This window comes from Bacillus cereus group sp. MYBK30-2, from assembly GCF_051915945.1.
Classification (GTDB): domain Bacteria; phylum Bacillota; class Bacilli; order Bacillales; family Bacillaceae_G; genus Bacillus_A; species Bacillus_A paramycoides.
In genome coordinates this window covers 188,446-202,043 of sequence record NZ_JBQAFR010000002.1, presented here as the reverse complement: position 1 = coordinate 202,043, position 13,598 = coordinate 188,446, and the positions used below count along the sequence as shown (strand labels likewise).

Sequence of the window (13,598 nt, the reverse complement as noted above, 5' to 3'; positions counted from 1 at the left end):
AGCTTAACTTGCTATATAAATTATTTATAAGGGGATATGCTCATGAAAATAGTGGACAACCGTCCGTCATCGAAAATAGAGCAACCAGAAGTAATGAATACGCCGGTGGATGATTCAGTGCTTGGAACCAAAAGTATTCCGTTACTATATTTACGGTTTGCTTTGGCAGGAATTATGGCTAACGTAATTCTAGGAGTTGTATCGGTTATCGATGGCTATTTCGTCAGTGGCTTTCAGGAGCTAGAAATCGAAGGGATCGGAATTGGATTTACGGTCATGGTTATTACCCGTATGATTGGTGTTCTTTTGGGTGTGGGGGCCGGAGCGGTCATTTCACTTCGACTTGGAAAAGGGAATATCGAAGAAGCTAGAGGTATTATGGGTCAAACCTTATGGTTTACTCTTTTTCTTTCCACTTTAATAGCTGTACTGGGATTGGTCTTTGAAAATGAAATTATGATTTTATTCGGGGCAAGTGATGAAGCGCTCCCGTATGCGGTGCAATATAGTCGACTACTATGGATTTCATTGCCATTAACGATATTGGCCGTTGTATTAAGTATTTTAACTAATATCGATGAAAAACCTGGATTATCAATGAACAGTTGGTTAGTCGCAGCAGTTGTTGCTGGGATTACAGAATGGATTATGGTAGTGAAGTATGACATGGGGATGATGGGTTCTTCATGGGCTAATACGATTTCGCAATCGATTCCAGTTCTTCTAATCTTTTATTTCTGGTTTGGTAAAACGAAACTTAAGCCAAAAATGAAAGATATGATGATTAATCTAAAGACGATTGGTGAAGTAGCTTGGACGGGCTTTGCATCTTTCTCGAGTCAGTTTATGATGTTTTTTGCCATTATTATCTTCAACAACTTACTACAAAGCTACGGTGGTGGGCTGCACGTTGCAGCTTTCACGATTCAAAACGGTTATATTACAAATTTGCTCGCCTTAGCAGCGCTCGGTGGGATGACAGGACTTCAACCGATTATTAGTTATAATTACGGTGCGGGCAACCTTGATCGTGTTAAGCAAGCAATTAAGATGGGGCTCATTTTTACAGTTTCCTTCTTTGTGATTGTGACAGCTCTACTAATCATTTTTGCAGATCCAGTTGTGTCATTTTTCTCCGGTGGTAATCCTGAATTGCAGAAACTGGGCATTTGGACGACAGTTGTATTTAATTCTTTGTTTATGCTTAATGCAGTCAGTTTGCTTATCTCCGGTTATTTCGAATCACAAGAGAGAAATTGGATCGCAACGTTTATTAATGTTAGCAAAATGCTGTTGTTCTTGTTCCCATTTCTATTTATTTTCCCGAAATTCTGGGGTGTGGAAGGTGTATGGTACGCAGGTCCTGCTGCAGAAATTCCAGGCGTTCTCATTGCCATATACTTTATGAGAAAAGAGTTCAAATGTTTAAAAGATACAAATGTTAAGATGGTAGATTTATAGAATTAATTTCTTCAAAATTACCAATAAGAAAGAGAGGGAATTATCATGTTTTTTGCGAAAAAACTTACAGCAGAAGAAGCTGAGCAACTAGGTGCCTACACATGGGAACCATGGGTAGGCGAACCGAATAAAGGAACGTGGCATGTAGAAGAACAGGAAGTTTTCTATGTGACAGACGGTGAAGTGTTTATTACTGTTGATGGAAAAAAATATCATATTACAAAAGATTGGGTTGTTTCCTTGGCTAAGGATCTTGTTTGTGAATGGGATTGCCCAGTATTTTTGAAAAAGAATTATAAGATGAACCATGAGATCAATGTGAAATGGGAAGTGGGCAAATGCTAAGTAGATAACTACTCCTGCGCGTTGAAAAGATTGAAAATTCAGAATAGAGATGTTGAAGAAATGTAGTGGGATTTATGAAGATAAGTTTACATACCGCCTTATGAATGCGCTTTCTTTATACGTAGGGCGGTTATCTGAAAATAGGAGGTTTCACCATGGTAGTAACGAAAAATGTACAAACGTTGAAAAATTATATTGGCGGACAATGGATAGAATCCACAAGTAAACAGGTTGAAGATGTACCAAATCCAGCTACAGGAGAAATCATTGCCCGTGTGCCGCTGTCGACTAAAGAAGATTTAAATAGAGCCGTAGCAACTGCGAAAGAAGCATTCCAAACATGGAGAAAGGTTGCTGTACCTCGACGTGCTCGAATTCTATTTCGCTATCAACAGCTATTGATTGAAAACTGGGAAGAGTTAGCTAAACTCGTTACCTTGGAAAACGGAAAAAGTTATAAAGAAGCTTACGGTGAAGTACAGCGAGGGATTGAATGTGTTGAATTTGCCGCAGGTGCACCCACTTTAATGATGGGAGAGCAACTTCCCGATATTGCTACAGGTGTTGAATCAGGGATGTATCGTTATCCGATCGGAGTAATCGCAGGAATAACGCCATTTAATTTTCCGATGATGGTTCCATGTTGGATGTTTCCACTTGCGATTGCATGTGGAAATACGTTTGTATTAAAACCATCTGAAAGAACACCGTTATTGGCTAATCGTATAGCCGAACTATTTAAAGAAGCAGGTCTTCCAGATGGAGTACTAAATGTTGTGCATGGTGCACATGACGTCGTTAATGGCATTCTTGACAATGAGGATGTGAAGGCTGTATCTTTCGTTGGTTCTCAACCAGTCGCTGAGTATATTTATAAAACAGCAGCAGCTAATGGCAAACGTGTACAAGCTCTTGCAGGGGCAAAAAATCATTCGATCGTATTAAAAGATGCGGACCTTAGTTCTGCAGCGAAAGAAATTACAAATGCTGCTTTCGGTTCAGCCGGTGAACGATGCATGGCGGCGGCTGTTGTTGTAGTGGAAGAAGATGTTGCAGATGAGCTCGTTAATAGACTGCTTCAAGAGGCTAATGCTATTACGATGGGTAATGGATTGGAAGAAGATGTTTTCCTTGGCCCCGTTATTCGTGAAGGACATAAAGAGCGAACACTCGGATACATTCAATCTGGTGTAGAGCAGGGAGCGACACTTATTCGTGACGGACGTGAAGACGATGCAACAAACGATCAAGGTTATTTTGTTGGCCCAACGATTTTTGACAATGTGACACAGGAAATGAAAATCTGGAAAGATGAAATTTTCGCACCGGTTCTTTCTATTGTACGCGTAAAAAACTTAATGGAAGCGATTCATGTTGCTAATGCATCACCATTCGCAAATGGTGCATGCTTGTATACCGATAGCGCTAAAGCCATTCGTGAATTCCGTGAAGAAATTGATGCAGGTATGCTAGGAATCAATCTTGGAGTTCCAGCTCCAATGGCATTCTTCCCATTCTCAGGTTATAAAAAATCATTCTATGGTGATCTCCATGCAAATGGAAAAGATGGCGTAGAATTCTATACTCGCAAGAAAATGCTTACGGCTCGTTATTGAAAGAGTGATGTGAAATTATAAAAGGATAGAATGGAGTTGGTGATTGTGCAAGCGACAGAACAAACACAAAGTTTGAAACAAGCAGATGAAAAGTACCTTTGGCATGCAATGAGAGGAGCAGCCCCTAGTCCAACGAATTTAATTATCACGAAAGCAGAAGGTGCATGGGTGACGGATATTGATGGAAACCGTTATTTAGACGGTATGTCCGGTCTATGGTGCGTGAATGTTGGATATGGCCGAAAAGAGCTTGCAAGAGCAGCTTTTGAACAGCTTGAAGAAATGCCATATTTCCCTCTGACACAGAGTCATGTTCCTGCCATTAAATTAGCAGAGAAATTGAATGAATGGCTTGATGATGAATACGTCATTTTCTTTTCTAACAGTGGATCAGAAGCGAACGAAACAGCGTTTAAAATTGCTCGTCAATATCATCAACAAAAAGGTGATCATGGACGCTATAAGTTTATTTCACGCTATCGCGCTTACCACGGCAACTCAATGGGGGCTCTTGCAGCAACAGGTCAAGCACAGCGAAAGTTTAAATATGAACCATTAGGGCAAGGATTTCTACATGTAGCACCACCTGATACGTATCGCAACCCAGAGGATGTTCATACACTGGCAAGTGCGGATGAAATCGATCGTGTCATGACATGGGAGTTAAGCCAAACAGTAGCCGGCGTGATTATGGAGCCCATTATTACCGGGGGCGGAATTTTAATGCCTCCTGATGGATATATGGCAAAAGTAAAAGAAATTTGCGAGAAGCACGGTGCGTTACTCATTTGTGATGAAGTTATATGTGGATTTGGCCGGACAGGGAAGCCGTTTGGATTTATGAATTATGGCGTCAAACCAGATATCATTACAATGGCAAAAGGCATTACAAGTGCGTATCTTCCTTTGTCAGCAACAGCAGTTAGACGAGAGGTTTATGAGGCATACATAGGCAGTGAAGATTATGATCGCTTCCGCCATGTAAATACTTTCGGAGGAAATCCTGCTGCTTGCGCCTTAGCTTTGAAGAATTTAGAAATTATGGAGAATGAGAAACTCATTGACCGTTCCAAAGAATTGGGTGAACGACTGTTATATGAATTAGAGGATGTAAAAGAGCATCCAAACGTAGGAGATGTTCGCGGAAAAGGACTTCTTTTAGGGATTGAACTAGTGGAAGATAAACAAACGAAAGAACCAGCTGCCATTGAAAAGGTGAACAAGGTCATCAATGCTTGTAAAGAAAAAGGCTTAATTATTGGTAAAAATGGTGACACTGTTGCAGGTTACAATAATATTTTACAACTTGCACCTCCATTAAGCATTACAGAGGAAGATTTTACTTTTATCGTTAAAACCATAAAAGAGTGTTTAGCTCAACTTTAATTTATTAAAAAGCGGAAGGTCCTATTGAGAGATGTAATTTTAAATACTGAATGAATTACTCGAAAAGGGTAATTCCGAAAGGGTTGAGTTTATGAAAGCTGATGTTGTCTTGATAAATGGAGAAGTTATTACAGTCGACCAAAAGAATGCAGTAGTCGAAGCTGTAGCAATAAAAGATAATCGCATCGCAGTTGTTGGTTCGAATCAGGAGGTTAAGAGTTTTATAGGAGAAAAAACGGATGTAATTGACCTGCAAGGAAAAACGCTTCTTCCTGGATTCATTGATTCCCATCTTCATCTCATTTCTTATGGACTAAATCAGTTGGCTGTCAGTTGTAAAGCTGAACATATTGATTCTATCGAGGCTTTGTTAGATGATCTGAAAAAGAAGGCATCAGAGACGCCAAAAGGTGAATGGATACGTGCTTGGGGCTTTAATGAAACAGCTGTGAAGGAAAAGCGTTATCCAACAATTACTGAGCTGGATGAAATTTCAGTTGAACACCCTATTATTATAACTCGTACTTGCCACCACATAAGCGTGGTGAACAGCAAAGCATTAGAAATTGCGCAAATTAACGAGAACACACCGGATCCGAGTGGGGGAGTTATTGAAAAAAATCAGGCAGGAAGGCTTACAGGAAAGTTAATTGAAGCAGCAAATATGAGAATGAGCGAGGTTGCAAGTTATACAGAAAGTGAAATGATGAAGGCTGTGAAAATCGCATCAGATCATTTCGTTGCAGCTGGCATAACAAGTATACATGACGCAGGTGGAGATGGACCTGAGAGTTACCGTTTACTACAACGAGCTGTGAAGAGTAGGGATATTCGTGTCCGAATATATGCAATGATATGTCAAATAAATAACTCTCATGAATTTGTTAATAAAATGATCGAAGCTGGTGTGATAACTGGTACCGGAGATGAGAGATTCAAAGTTGGACCGGCTAAATTATTTACAGATGGGAGTAGTACTGGCCCTACAATTGCAACCCGTAAGTCATATTCAAGTGACCCTAACAATTACGGTATTCTTTATTATAGTGAGGAAGAAATCTATAAGGTTTTAGGTGAAGCGCATAAAAAAGGTTATCAAATCACTGTACATGCACAAGGTGATAAAGCTATTGAAATGTATTTAAATTGTGTAGAAAGGGCGCTAGAGGAATCACCAAGAAAAAATCATCGTCATCGAATCGAGCACGCGGGAATCTCTTCACCGGATTTACAAGAGAGAATGAAAAAACTAGAGATGGTTCCAATTCCAAACCCTCCATTTCCATATGAATTTGGAGAGATATATGTCCGGCATTATGGTGATCGTGTTAATCACATGTACGCTGCTCGTGATTTTATTGATCGTGGCATCATTGCAGCAGGTAGTTCGGATGCACCAGTTACTGACTATAATCCTTTATTAGGAATTCATGTTGCTGTCAATAGAAAAACCAAGTCTGGAATAGAGGTTGGTGCTAATCAATCTATAAGCGTAATGGAAGCTATTAAACTATACACATGGAATGGCGCTTATGCTAGTTTTGAAGAAGAGATAAAAGGAAGCATAGAGGTCGGAAAGTTGGCGGATTTAGTTATATTAAGTGACAGCATTTTAAGTGTCAATCCAAATCAAATTAAAGATATAAAAGTAGAAACAACAATTATTGATGGTGAAATTATCTATCAAGAAGAACAGTCAGTGAAAATTTAGCCATAAAAAACTCCCCCTTCAATTGTTAGACTGTGTTTAACAATTGGAGGGGGAGTTCAGTTGCTTAGTTGAGATTTTTAAAACCTGTCTAATTGACAATGGTCACTGCATTATGTTTTTGATTGGTCAATTCATAATCGTTAAGGTACGAATGTAAGAATTATTTCATAATAAGGTAATTGTATCGAGTTGTTCCCTTTTTTGAAACGCATTAATTTTCTGAGAGAATAAAAAGGATATTCGTCTACTAACAAAGAGTCAGATCATGAACACTAGAAAACGAACACAACCTATCATATAATGGAAAGACTATATTTTAAAATCAATGTTAATATTACCCTCCTATAAGTATTAACATGCGTAATTGAGGTGTTTTCTTTGTTGTTTTATGATCGAATTTCTATAATGGCCCCTCCTGTTCCGTAGCTAAGAAAGTCTTTTTATTTCTGAGATTTTCAAAGTTATAGGAGGGTATTAAAAATGAAAAAAGTCTCAGTACCATCGCTTTTGTTAATGATAATTCTTGTGGCATTTCCGCAAATTAGTGAAACGATTTACACACCGTCTTTACCTGACATTTCAAAGGCGTTGCACGTAAGTAATAATGAGGTACAGTTAACGCTTAGTGTTTATTTTGCTGGATTTGCTTTAGGTGTATTTTTTATTGGATGGTTATCAGATATAATTGGTCGTCGTCCAGCAATGTTATTTGGAATTGTAGTATATGGTGTAGGAAGTTTCTTATGCTATATTGCAAATTCTATTGAATTTTTATTGGTAGGTCGTTTTATTCAAGCGTTTGGAGCAAGTGCTGGCTCAGTTGTTACACAAACGATTCTTCGTGAAAGTGTAGATGGACATAAACGTCATGTTATGTTTGCTCAAATTTCAGCAGTTATTGCCTTTACACCAGCGATAGGCCCGCTAATCGGGGGCTTTCTTGATCAAATGTTTGGATTTAAAATAGTATTTTTGAGTTTAGTTGTTATGAGTGTCGGGATTTTGCTTTATACCTTTGTTTCTCTTCCGGAAACAAAAACGGACGCAGTAACGGATAAAATCAATGTTTTTTCTGTACTAAAACGGTTGATTACAAATCCGAAAGTAGTAACATATGGGTTATTAATTGGAGGAGCAAATGGTGTTTTATTTAGCTATTATGCAGAAGCGCCGTTTATCTTTATTGAATACTTTCAGTTATCACCTAGTATGTACGGATTTCTAGGAATTGTAGTTGCGTCTGCCTCTATTATTGGGGCGAAAGTTTCAAAACGGTTACTACCTATTTATAAACCGGGGAAAATCATATATATAGGTTGTATTGTAATGACAGGAGGAGCAGTCATTTTATCTGTTATTACTTCTGGTGGATCAAATCCAAACATACTATATATGATTGGATTTTTAGTAGCGATGTTTATATTGCTACTAGGAATTGGGATGGCGTTACCTAACTGTCTAAGCTTAGCGTTAGTAGATTTTCAAGATGTCATTGGTACAGCAGGTGCATTGTTTAGCCTAGGCTATTACATAATAGTGACGATGACGATTTGGGGAATGAGCCAGCTTCATACAGGTTCCTTAATAGTCATGCCCCTATATTTTTTAGTTATTGTAGTAATTATGGTAGTTTTCACTCGAGTATTTATTTGGAATGATAGAGCTGAAAATTCTATTTAAATATATATAAAGTAAAGAGAGTCTCATTGAAAAATGAGACTCTCTTTTTTATAAAAGTTATCATTCGTGTTAATGATTTTTAGTACTACAGTTTTATAAAATTTATTTATTAAACAAGAGATTTCTTTAGCAACTGTTTTTTTATCATCTCCAATAAATTGTGAATATAGTCGTCATGTGGGAGTGTAATTAAATGTTTGCTGTATAAAAATAGGGCGAGTAGATTGTAAATAAAATACTACATTTATATTTTTAAACAGATTTGTAGATGGAGGAGGTTTGAAATAAGGTTTTATCCCAAAAAACTGATATTTGGTTTATATTTGGTTTGTATTTGGTTTATGTTTGGTTTATGTATACTTTTCGTTTGTCTTATGTTTGGTTTCTTTAATTACAAAATCAGTTACAAAAGTTACAAAAACTATTTTTGTTGTCTAAATAGTCTTATATTACGGAGGAGAGCATGAAAAAAATGTCTTTAGGAGGGGACGAAAAAATTCGGTGAATAAAAATTGTGAATCATTAAAAATGTGTTATTAAACTTGGACATACTCATGTTATGAATCTAATAATGAAGGGAAAAAGTATGAGTAAACCGCTGGCTTTTTAATGAGAACATTATTAACCAGATATTTATGCTCATTTTAAGATGGCAGGTATGATGCAACATAAGATTTTGAGATTTGATAGGGATGATGAAACGGTATAACGTTTTAGATTACAACGTTATCAGTAATTGCTTAGTTTGTAAATGTTGATACTATCAGCTAAGTATTATGTTGTAAACGGTAAGCGACTTAGTAAAGATAATAGGGAAATATAGATTGTTTTTTGTTTGTACGATGATTATAAACTAGGTTTATCAGTACGATTTAGAATTAAATAGTTTATATAAAAGTAAGAGGATAATAAGTTTATCTATAGCGTGCCGTTGATTCAGAAAGAAATACAATTGATTTTTATTTAGGTGAAACAAGAAAGTATAAGGCCACGGAGCGTTTTTTAAGAAAGCTTTGCGGTCTTTTTATATTTTAAACTCTTGTTTTATTACTCTATACAAGTACGCGGTTGATCCTATGGTATTTCAGAACAATATCATCATTGTAATAGGTAATTGTTTATTGCTTCTAGTTGGAAAATTTATATGGGGAGTCTTAAAGATATAGTAAATATAAAGGAGATGGGTTAAATAGTGAAATACACACTTAAAGATCTTATAAATATAAATGAGTTTAAGAATATAACAGAGCAATTTTATAATTTAACTAAAGTTCCATTCTGTCTCCTTGATAATAATCAAAATGTTATATTTTCCAAAGGTGACCATTTTTTTCATAATCAGAAAATCCAATTGTCTCAAGAAATGCATATTCCCATCATTATTGAGGAGGAGCATATAGCAACCTTTGTTATAGGAACAAGTATTAATAAAGAAGTTATTGCGGATTCTTATATAACACATTTTAAATGCATTGCAAATCTAATTGAAGAGATGGCAACACAACAATTACACCTTAAAAAATTTCATGAAAAAGATTCACAAATAAAGACGATAACAAATCATGAAGAAAATTGTTTAGGCAGTGTATTACAAAATATGCCGATTATGATTAATGCTATTGATGAAAAAGGAAATATCATTATGTGGAATCGGGAATGTGAATTAGTAACTGGATATAATGCAGATGAAGTAATTAACAATCCAAAAATGATGGAATTGCTACACCCTCATAAATCTTATAGAAATCAGTTATGTAATGAGTTGTTGCATAATGGTCACGAATTTAGAGATTGGGAGGTGAATATAACATGTAAAAGTGGAGAGATAAAAACTATTATGTGGTCAAACATTTTACATAGTATTCCAAATTTAGGATGGAGTATTGGAGCAATTGGAATTGATATAACTAAGCGTAAGAGGATGGAAGAAAAACTTAAACAAACCTCGACTGAACTAGAATTAATTTTTAAAGCAATTCCTGATTTGTATTTTTTGTCAGAACTTGATGGGACCATTAAGGATTGTAAAGTTAATTCTATATCCAAATTTTATGTTCCAATTGAAGAATTTATAGGGAAGAAATTCCAAGAGATATTACCAGTTCCTATCATAAAGCAATTTGAGAAGGCTATTAATCAAATAAAAACTTCAGCCGCTCCTGTATTAATAGATTATTCTCTACAACTAGATGATGAAATTTATTATTTTGAAGCAAGACTTTTACCGCTTTTTGAGGATGAAATTATGATTATTGTACGTGATATTACAGAGCGTACAATAACGACGGAATTATTAAAGAAATCAGATACCCTTAATGCAGTAGGGCAATTGGCAGCTGGGATCGCTCATAAAGTTCGTAACCCATTAACAGTAATTAAAGGGTTCATGCAATTATTGCAACAGGAAGTAGGGAAGGATAAAGAATATTTAAGCCTAATACTTTCTGAAATCAGTAGTATAGAAAAAGTTATTCAAGAATTTTTATCTATTGCAAAACCGAATGCTGCAGTATTTGAACCCAAAAACCTTTGTACTATATTAGATAATGTAGTCGACTTAATAAGTACACAAGCAATTATGAAGAATATTCGTATTGCATTAAATATGGATGTTGAAAACTTATTGGTTGAGTGTTGCGAAATTCAATTAAAACAAGTTTTCTATAGTATTTTACAAAATTCTATTGAGGCTATACAAAATGGTCAAGAAATCATCATTAGCGTGAAAAAACATAATAGTACCGAGGTTAAGATTTGTATTTTAGATAAAGGAGTAGGTATTCCTTCAGAAAGAATTAAAAGACTAGGTGAACCTTTTTATAGTACAAAAGAAAAGGGGACGGGTGTTGGGCTCATGATGAGTTACCGAATTATTGAAAGTCATGGTGGAAAAATAAGTATAAAAAGTCAAGTTGGGAAAGGAACTACTGTTACTCTGTTTTTCCCAATTTATAATGGTGACTCAGTTGGTGATGTTAGTGCAAATAGCATGTAATCATAACTAGCAAATAAATCTCTGAAAATGAAAGATCAAGCTATTATCTTGTAGAAACATAGGTGGTCTGAAGTAATTTGATTAGGCAAAGAAAAATGGATTTAATAGGGATAATGTAACTTGAATTTGAAGACAATTCCTAGTTTCAGTAGACGTTATATTTTATGTATAGAAGTAAGAGGCTCCTTTCAAAATTCACTTAAAAAGTTAGATTGATAATTCATAATGTAACGGAAGATAAAAAAATAATTTAGGGAAAAGAAGCTTGCCCTAAATACCATTTAGGTTAAGTTGCATGTATATCTAAAAAGTGAAAAGTTTCTTTTTCTCAGCTATAGAAAAAGAAACTTTTTTACTTGAGTGATAATTTTTTATGATATTTGTGAAAGGGTTTTGTTATATTTTTGAAAGAAAAATGCAATGTATATAAACTAAGATAAGCTTACGAACATTGATTTTATATCATTCGCCATTGATGAAGGAATAGAGGAGATTTAATGTATGAAAACAAGAATTGCAATTATAGAAGATGAAGATAATATACGGGAGATATGTAAACGGTACTTAGAAAGAGAAGGGTATGAAGTATACACTGCTGTGAACGGAACAGAAGGATGGAATGTATTTCAACAATTTCAACCAGATTTAATTATTTTAGATTTGATGATGCCAGAAAAAGATGGATGGGAACTGTGTGAGGAAATTCGCCAACATTCCAATGTGCCGATTATTATGTTAACCGCGAGAGGAGAAGAAAGAGAGCGGATTTTAGGATTAACAATGGGAGCGGATGATTATGTAACAAAACCCTTTTCACCTCGTGAATTAGTATTAAGGGTACAAATTATATTAAGAAGAGGAAGTCAAGTAACACCTCAAGGAATAGAGCCCGCATCAGGAATGATAGAGTTTCTAGATTTGAAAATTGATCCAACGAAAAGACGTGTATTTGTTTGTCAATATGAAATAGAGCTAACGGTGAAAGAGTTTGAGGTGCTGTATCTCATGGCAAAACATCCTAAACAGGTGTTTTCACGGTCCCAACTTCTTGAACAAATTTGGGGATTTGAGTATGAAGGTTGCACAAATGCAGTAACTGTATTAATGAGTCGTTTACGTGAGAAATTGGAGAAGCATACAACAAAGAACCGTTGGGTTCATACGGTTTGGGGCATCGGTTATTGTTTTGAACCAGCTGGAGGAAACGATAAATGAAGTTACGATATCAACTTTTATTGATGAATTTATTAAGCACGGGTATCATGGTAATTTCTATATGGTACAGTGAAAGGCAAATGTTACTTAGACCAGAACAGACACGATTATTAATAGTAATTGTAATTGTAGCCATGATTATTTCTACGATTATTTACTGGTTAATGACACGCCCTATTATGAGATCTATTCAAAATTTAATTGCCTTAACCAAACAATTTAGTGATAGACAATTTGGAACGATGTACATAATAGGGAAAGAGCCGGAAGAGTTTAAAGAATTAGCGGAAGCTTTTCAAGAAATGGCCAAAAAACTAAACGAAAGTTTTGCTAAATTAGAAAAAGGAGAAAAAGCACGTACAGAGCTGATTGCGAATATTTCCCACGATCTACGAACTCCCATGGCTAGCATACAATTGATGATAGAAGCGTTACAAGATGGATTAATTGAAGACCCTGATATGAAACAACAATATTTAAAGACAATCCTAAATGATATACAACGATTAAGTGGATTAATTAATGACTTATTTGATCTTTCTAAGTTAGAACTTGGACAAGAAGTTTTTCATCCAAGCTTAATACATGTAGATAGCATTCTATTAAAAGTAATAGATTCACATGCTATCTTATTGCAAGATAAAGAGATTGATTTGCAATTGCACGTTTCTGAGACATTACCACGAATTTGGATTATGCCATGTAAAATAGCGCGAGTTATCAATAATTTGTTGCATAACGCGATTCGGCATTCTCCTACATGTGGAACAATCGAATTAATTGTCGAGGAAAATAAACAGAAACAGCAAGTTCAATTCACTTTGTGTGATGAAGGAGAAGGGATTTCTCCAGATGATCAATTGCGTATATTTGACCGTTTCTTTAGAACGGATCCATCAAGAAGTTCACAATCCGGAGGTTCTGGGCTTGGTTTAGCCATTGCAAAGTCGCTAGTTGAACTGCATAAAGGACAAATTGGTGTTCGGGATCGCCAAGACGGGAAACAGGGATGTGAATTTTGGTTTACTCTTCCTGTTACATCAGAGAAGAAATGAGGCGGTTGAAAGACTTTTGTAACATTTACGAAAATGAATTGAAAGATATATATAGTAAGATGACTGTATCGAAGGTGATTATATTTTAATTTCTTTATTTTAGGAGAAACAGCGGGACTGGGACAATTCTTAAG

9 protein-coding genes and 1 pseudogene are annotated in these 13,598 nt (G+C 35.7%); all 10 read left to right on the top strand.

What is annotated here, in order from left to right; genetic code table 11:
- The first annotated feature begins 42 nt into the window (after positions 1-42).
- The 10 genes and pseudogenes from ACTFQM_RS12590 (at position 43) to ACTFQM_RS12545 (ending at position 13,464) form a co-directional block, all read left to right on the top strand.
- Positions 43-1,461 (top strand): MATE family efflux transporter, encoded by a 1,419-nt coding sequence (locus ACTFQM_RS12590; RefSeq protein ID WP_440034593.1) that lies wholly within the window; start codon positions 43-45, stop codon positions 1,459-1,461.
- Between the two features lie 45 nt (positions 1,462-1,506).
- Positions 1,507-1,806 (top strand): cupin domain-containing protein, encoded by a 300-nt coding sequence (locus ACTFQM_RS12585; RefSeq protein ID WP_265622689.1) that lies wholly within the window; start codon positions 1,507-1,509, stop codon positions 1,804-1,806.
- Positions 1,807-1,961: 155 nt separating this feature from the next.
- Positions 1,962-3,422: a CoA-acylating methylmalonate-semialdehyde dehydrogenase gene (locus tag ACTFQM_RS12580; protein WP_440034591.1), complete on the top strand. Its 1,461-nt coding sequence runs from the start codon at positions 1,962-1,964 to the stop codon at positions 3,420-3,422.
- Positions 3,423-3,452: 30 nt separating this feature from the next.
- Complete coding sequence (locus ACTFQM_RS12575; RefSeq protein WP_440034589.1) at positions 3,453-4,808, top strand: aspartate aminotransferase family protein; 1,356 nt, start codon at positions 3,453-3,455, stop codon at positions 4,806-4,808.
- A 91-nt stretch (positions 4,809-4,899) separates the two neighbouring features.
- Positions 4,900-6,519: an amidohydrolase gene (locus tag ACTFQM_RS12570; protein WP_440034588.1), complete on the top strand. Its 1,620-nt coding sequence runs from the start codon at positions 4,900-4,902 to the stop codon at positions 6,517-6,519.
- A gap of 480 nt (positions 6,520-6,999) precedes the next feature.
- Complete coding sequence (locus ACTFQM_RS12565; protein WP_440034586.1) at positions 7,000-8,199, top strand: multidrug effflux MFS transporter; 1,200 nt, start codon at positions 7,000-7,002, stop codon at positions 8,197-8,199.
- Positions 8,200-9,123: 924 nt separating this feature from the next.
- Positions 9,124-9,225 (top strand): annotated as a pseudogene (locus tag ACTFQM_RS12560) (DDE-type integrase/transposase/recombinase); the annotation flags it as partial.
- A 166-nt stretch (positions 9,226-9,391) separates the two neighbouring features.
- Positions 9,392-11,194 carry an ATP-binding protein gene (locus tag ACTFQM_RS12555; RefSeq protein WP_440034584.1) on the top strand — a complete coding sequence of 601 codons (1,803 nt, stop codon included), beginning with the start codon at positions 9,392-9,394 and terminating at the stop codon, positions 11,192-11,194.
- A 501-nt stretch (positions 11,195-11,695) separates the two neighbouring features.
- The gene (locus tag ACTFQM_RS12550; RefSeq protein ID WP_440034582.1) at positions 11,696-12,409 is read left to right on the top strand and encodes a response regulator transcription factor; all 714 of its coding nucleotides are present in this window, start codon (positions 11,696-11,698) and stop codon (positions 12,407-12,409) included.
- The gene (locus ACTFQM_RS12545; RefSeq protein WP_440034580.1) at positions 12,406-13,464 is read left to right on the top strand and encodes a sensor histidine kinase; all 1,059 of its coding nucleotides are present in this window, start codon (positions 12,406-12,408) and stop codon (positions 13,462-13,464) included. The genes ACTFQM_RS12550 and ACTFQM_RS12545 overlap by 4 nt, the downstream gene beginning before the upstream one ends.
- The last annotated feature ends 134 nt before the right edge of the window (positions 13,465-13,598 follow it).

Bases quoted from the DNA above. Each gene is read 5' to 3' on its own strand.
- ACTFQM_RS12590 (WP_440034593.1), top strand. From the start codon at position 43: ATGAAAATAGTGGACAACCGTCCGTCATCGAAAATAGAGCAACCAGAA.
- ACTFQM_RS12585 (WP_265622689.1), top strand. From the start codon at position 1,507: ATGTTTTTTGCGAAAAAACTTACAGCAGAAGAAGCTGAGCAACTAGGT.
- ACTFQM_RS12580 (WP_440034591.1), top strand. From the start codon at position 1,962: ATGGTAGTAACGAAAAATGTACAAACGTTGAAAAATTATATTGGCGGA.
- ACTFQM_RS12575 (WP_440034589.1), top strand. From the start codon at position 3,453: ATGGAGTTGGTGATTGTGCAAGCGACAGAACAAACACAAAGTTTGAAA.
- ACTFQM_RS12570 (WP_440034588.1), top strand. From the start codon at position 4,900: ATGAAAGCTGATGTTGTCTTGATAAATGGAGAAGTTATTACAGTCGAC.
- ACTFQM_RS12565 (WP_440034586.1), top strand. From the start codon at position 7,000: ATGAAAAAAGTCTCAGTACCATCGCTTTTGTTAATGATAATTCTTGTG.
- ACTFQM_RS12550 (WP_440034582.1), top strand. From the start codon at position 11,696: ATGAAAACAAGAATTGCAATTATAGAAGATGAAGATAATATACGGGAG.
- ACTFQM_RS12545 (WP_440034580.1), top strand. From the start codon at position 12,406: ATGAAGTTACGATATCAACTTTTATTGATGAATTTATTAAGCACGGGT.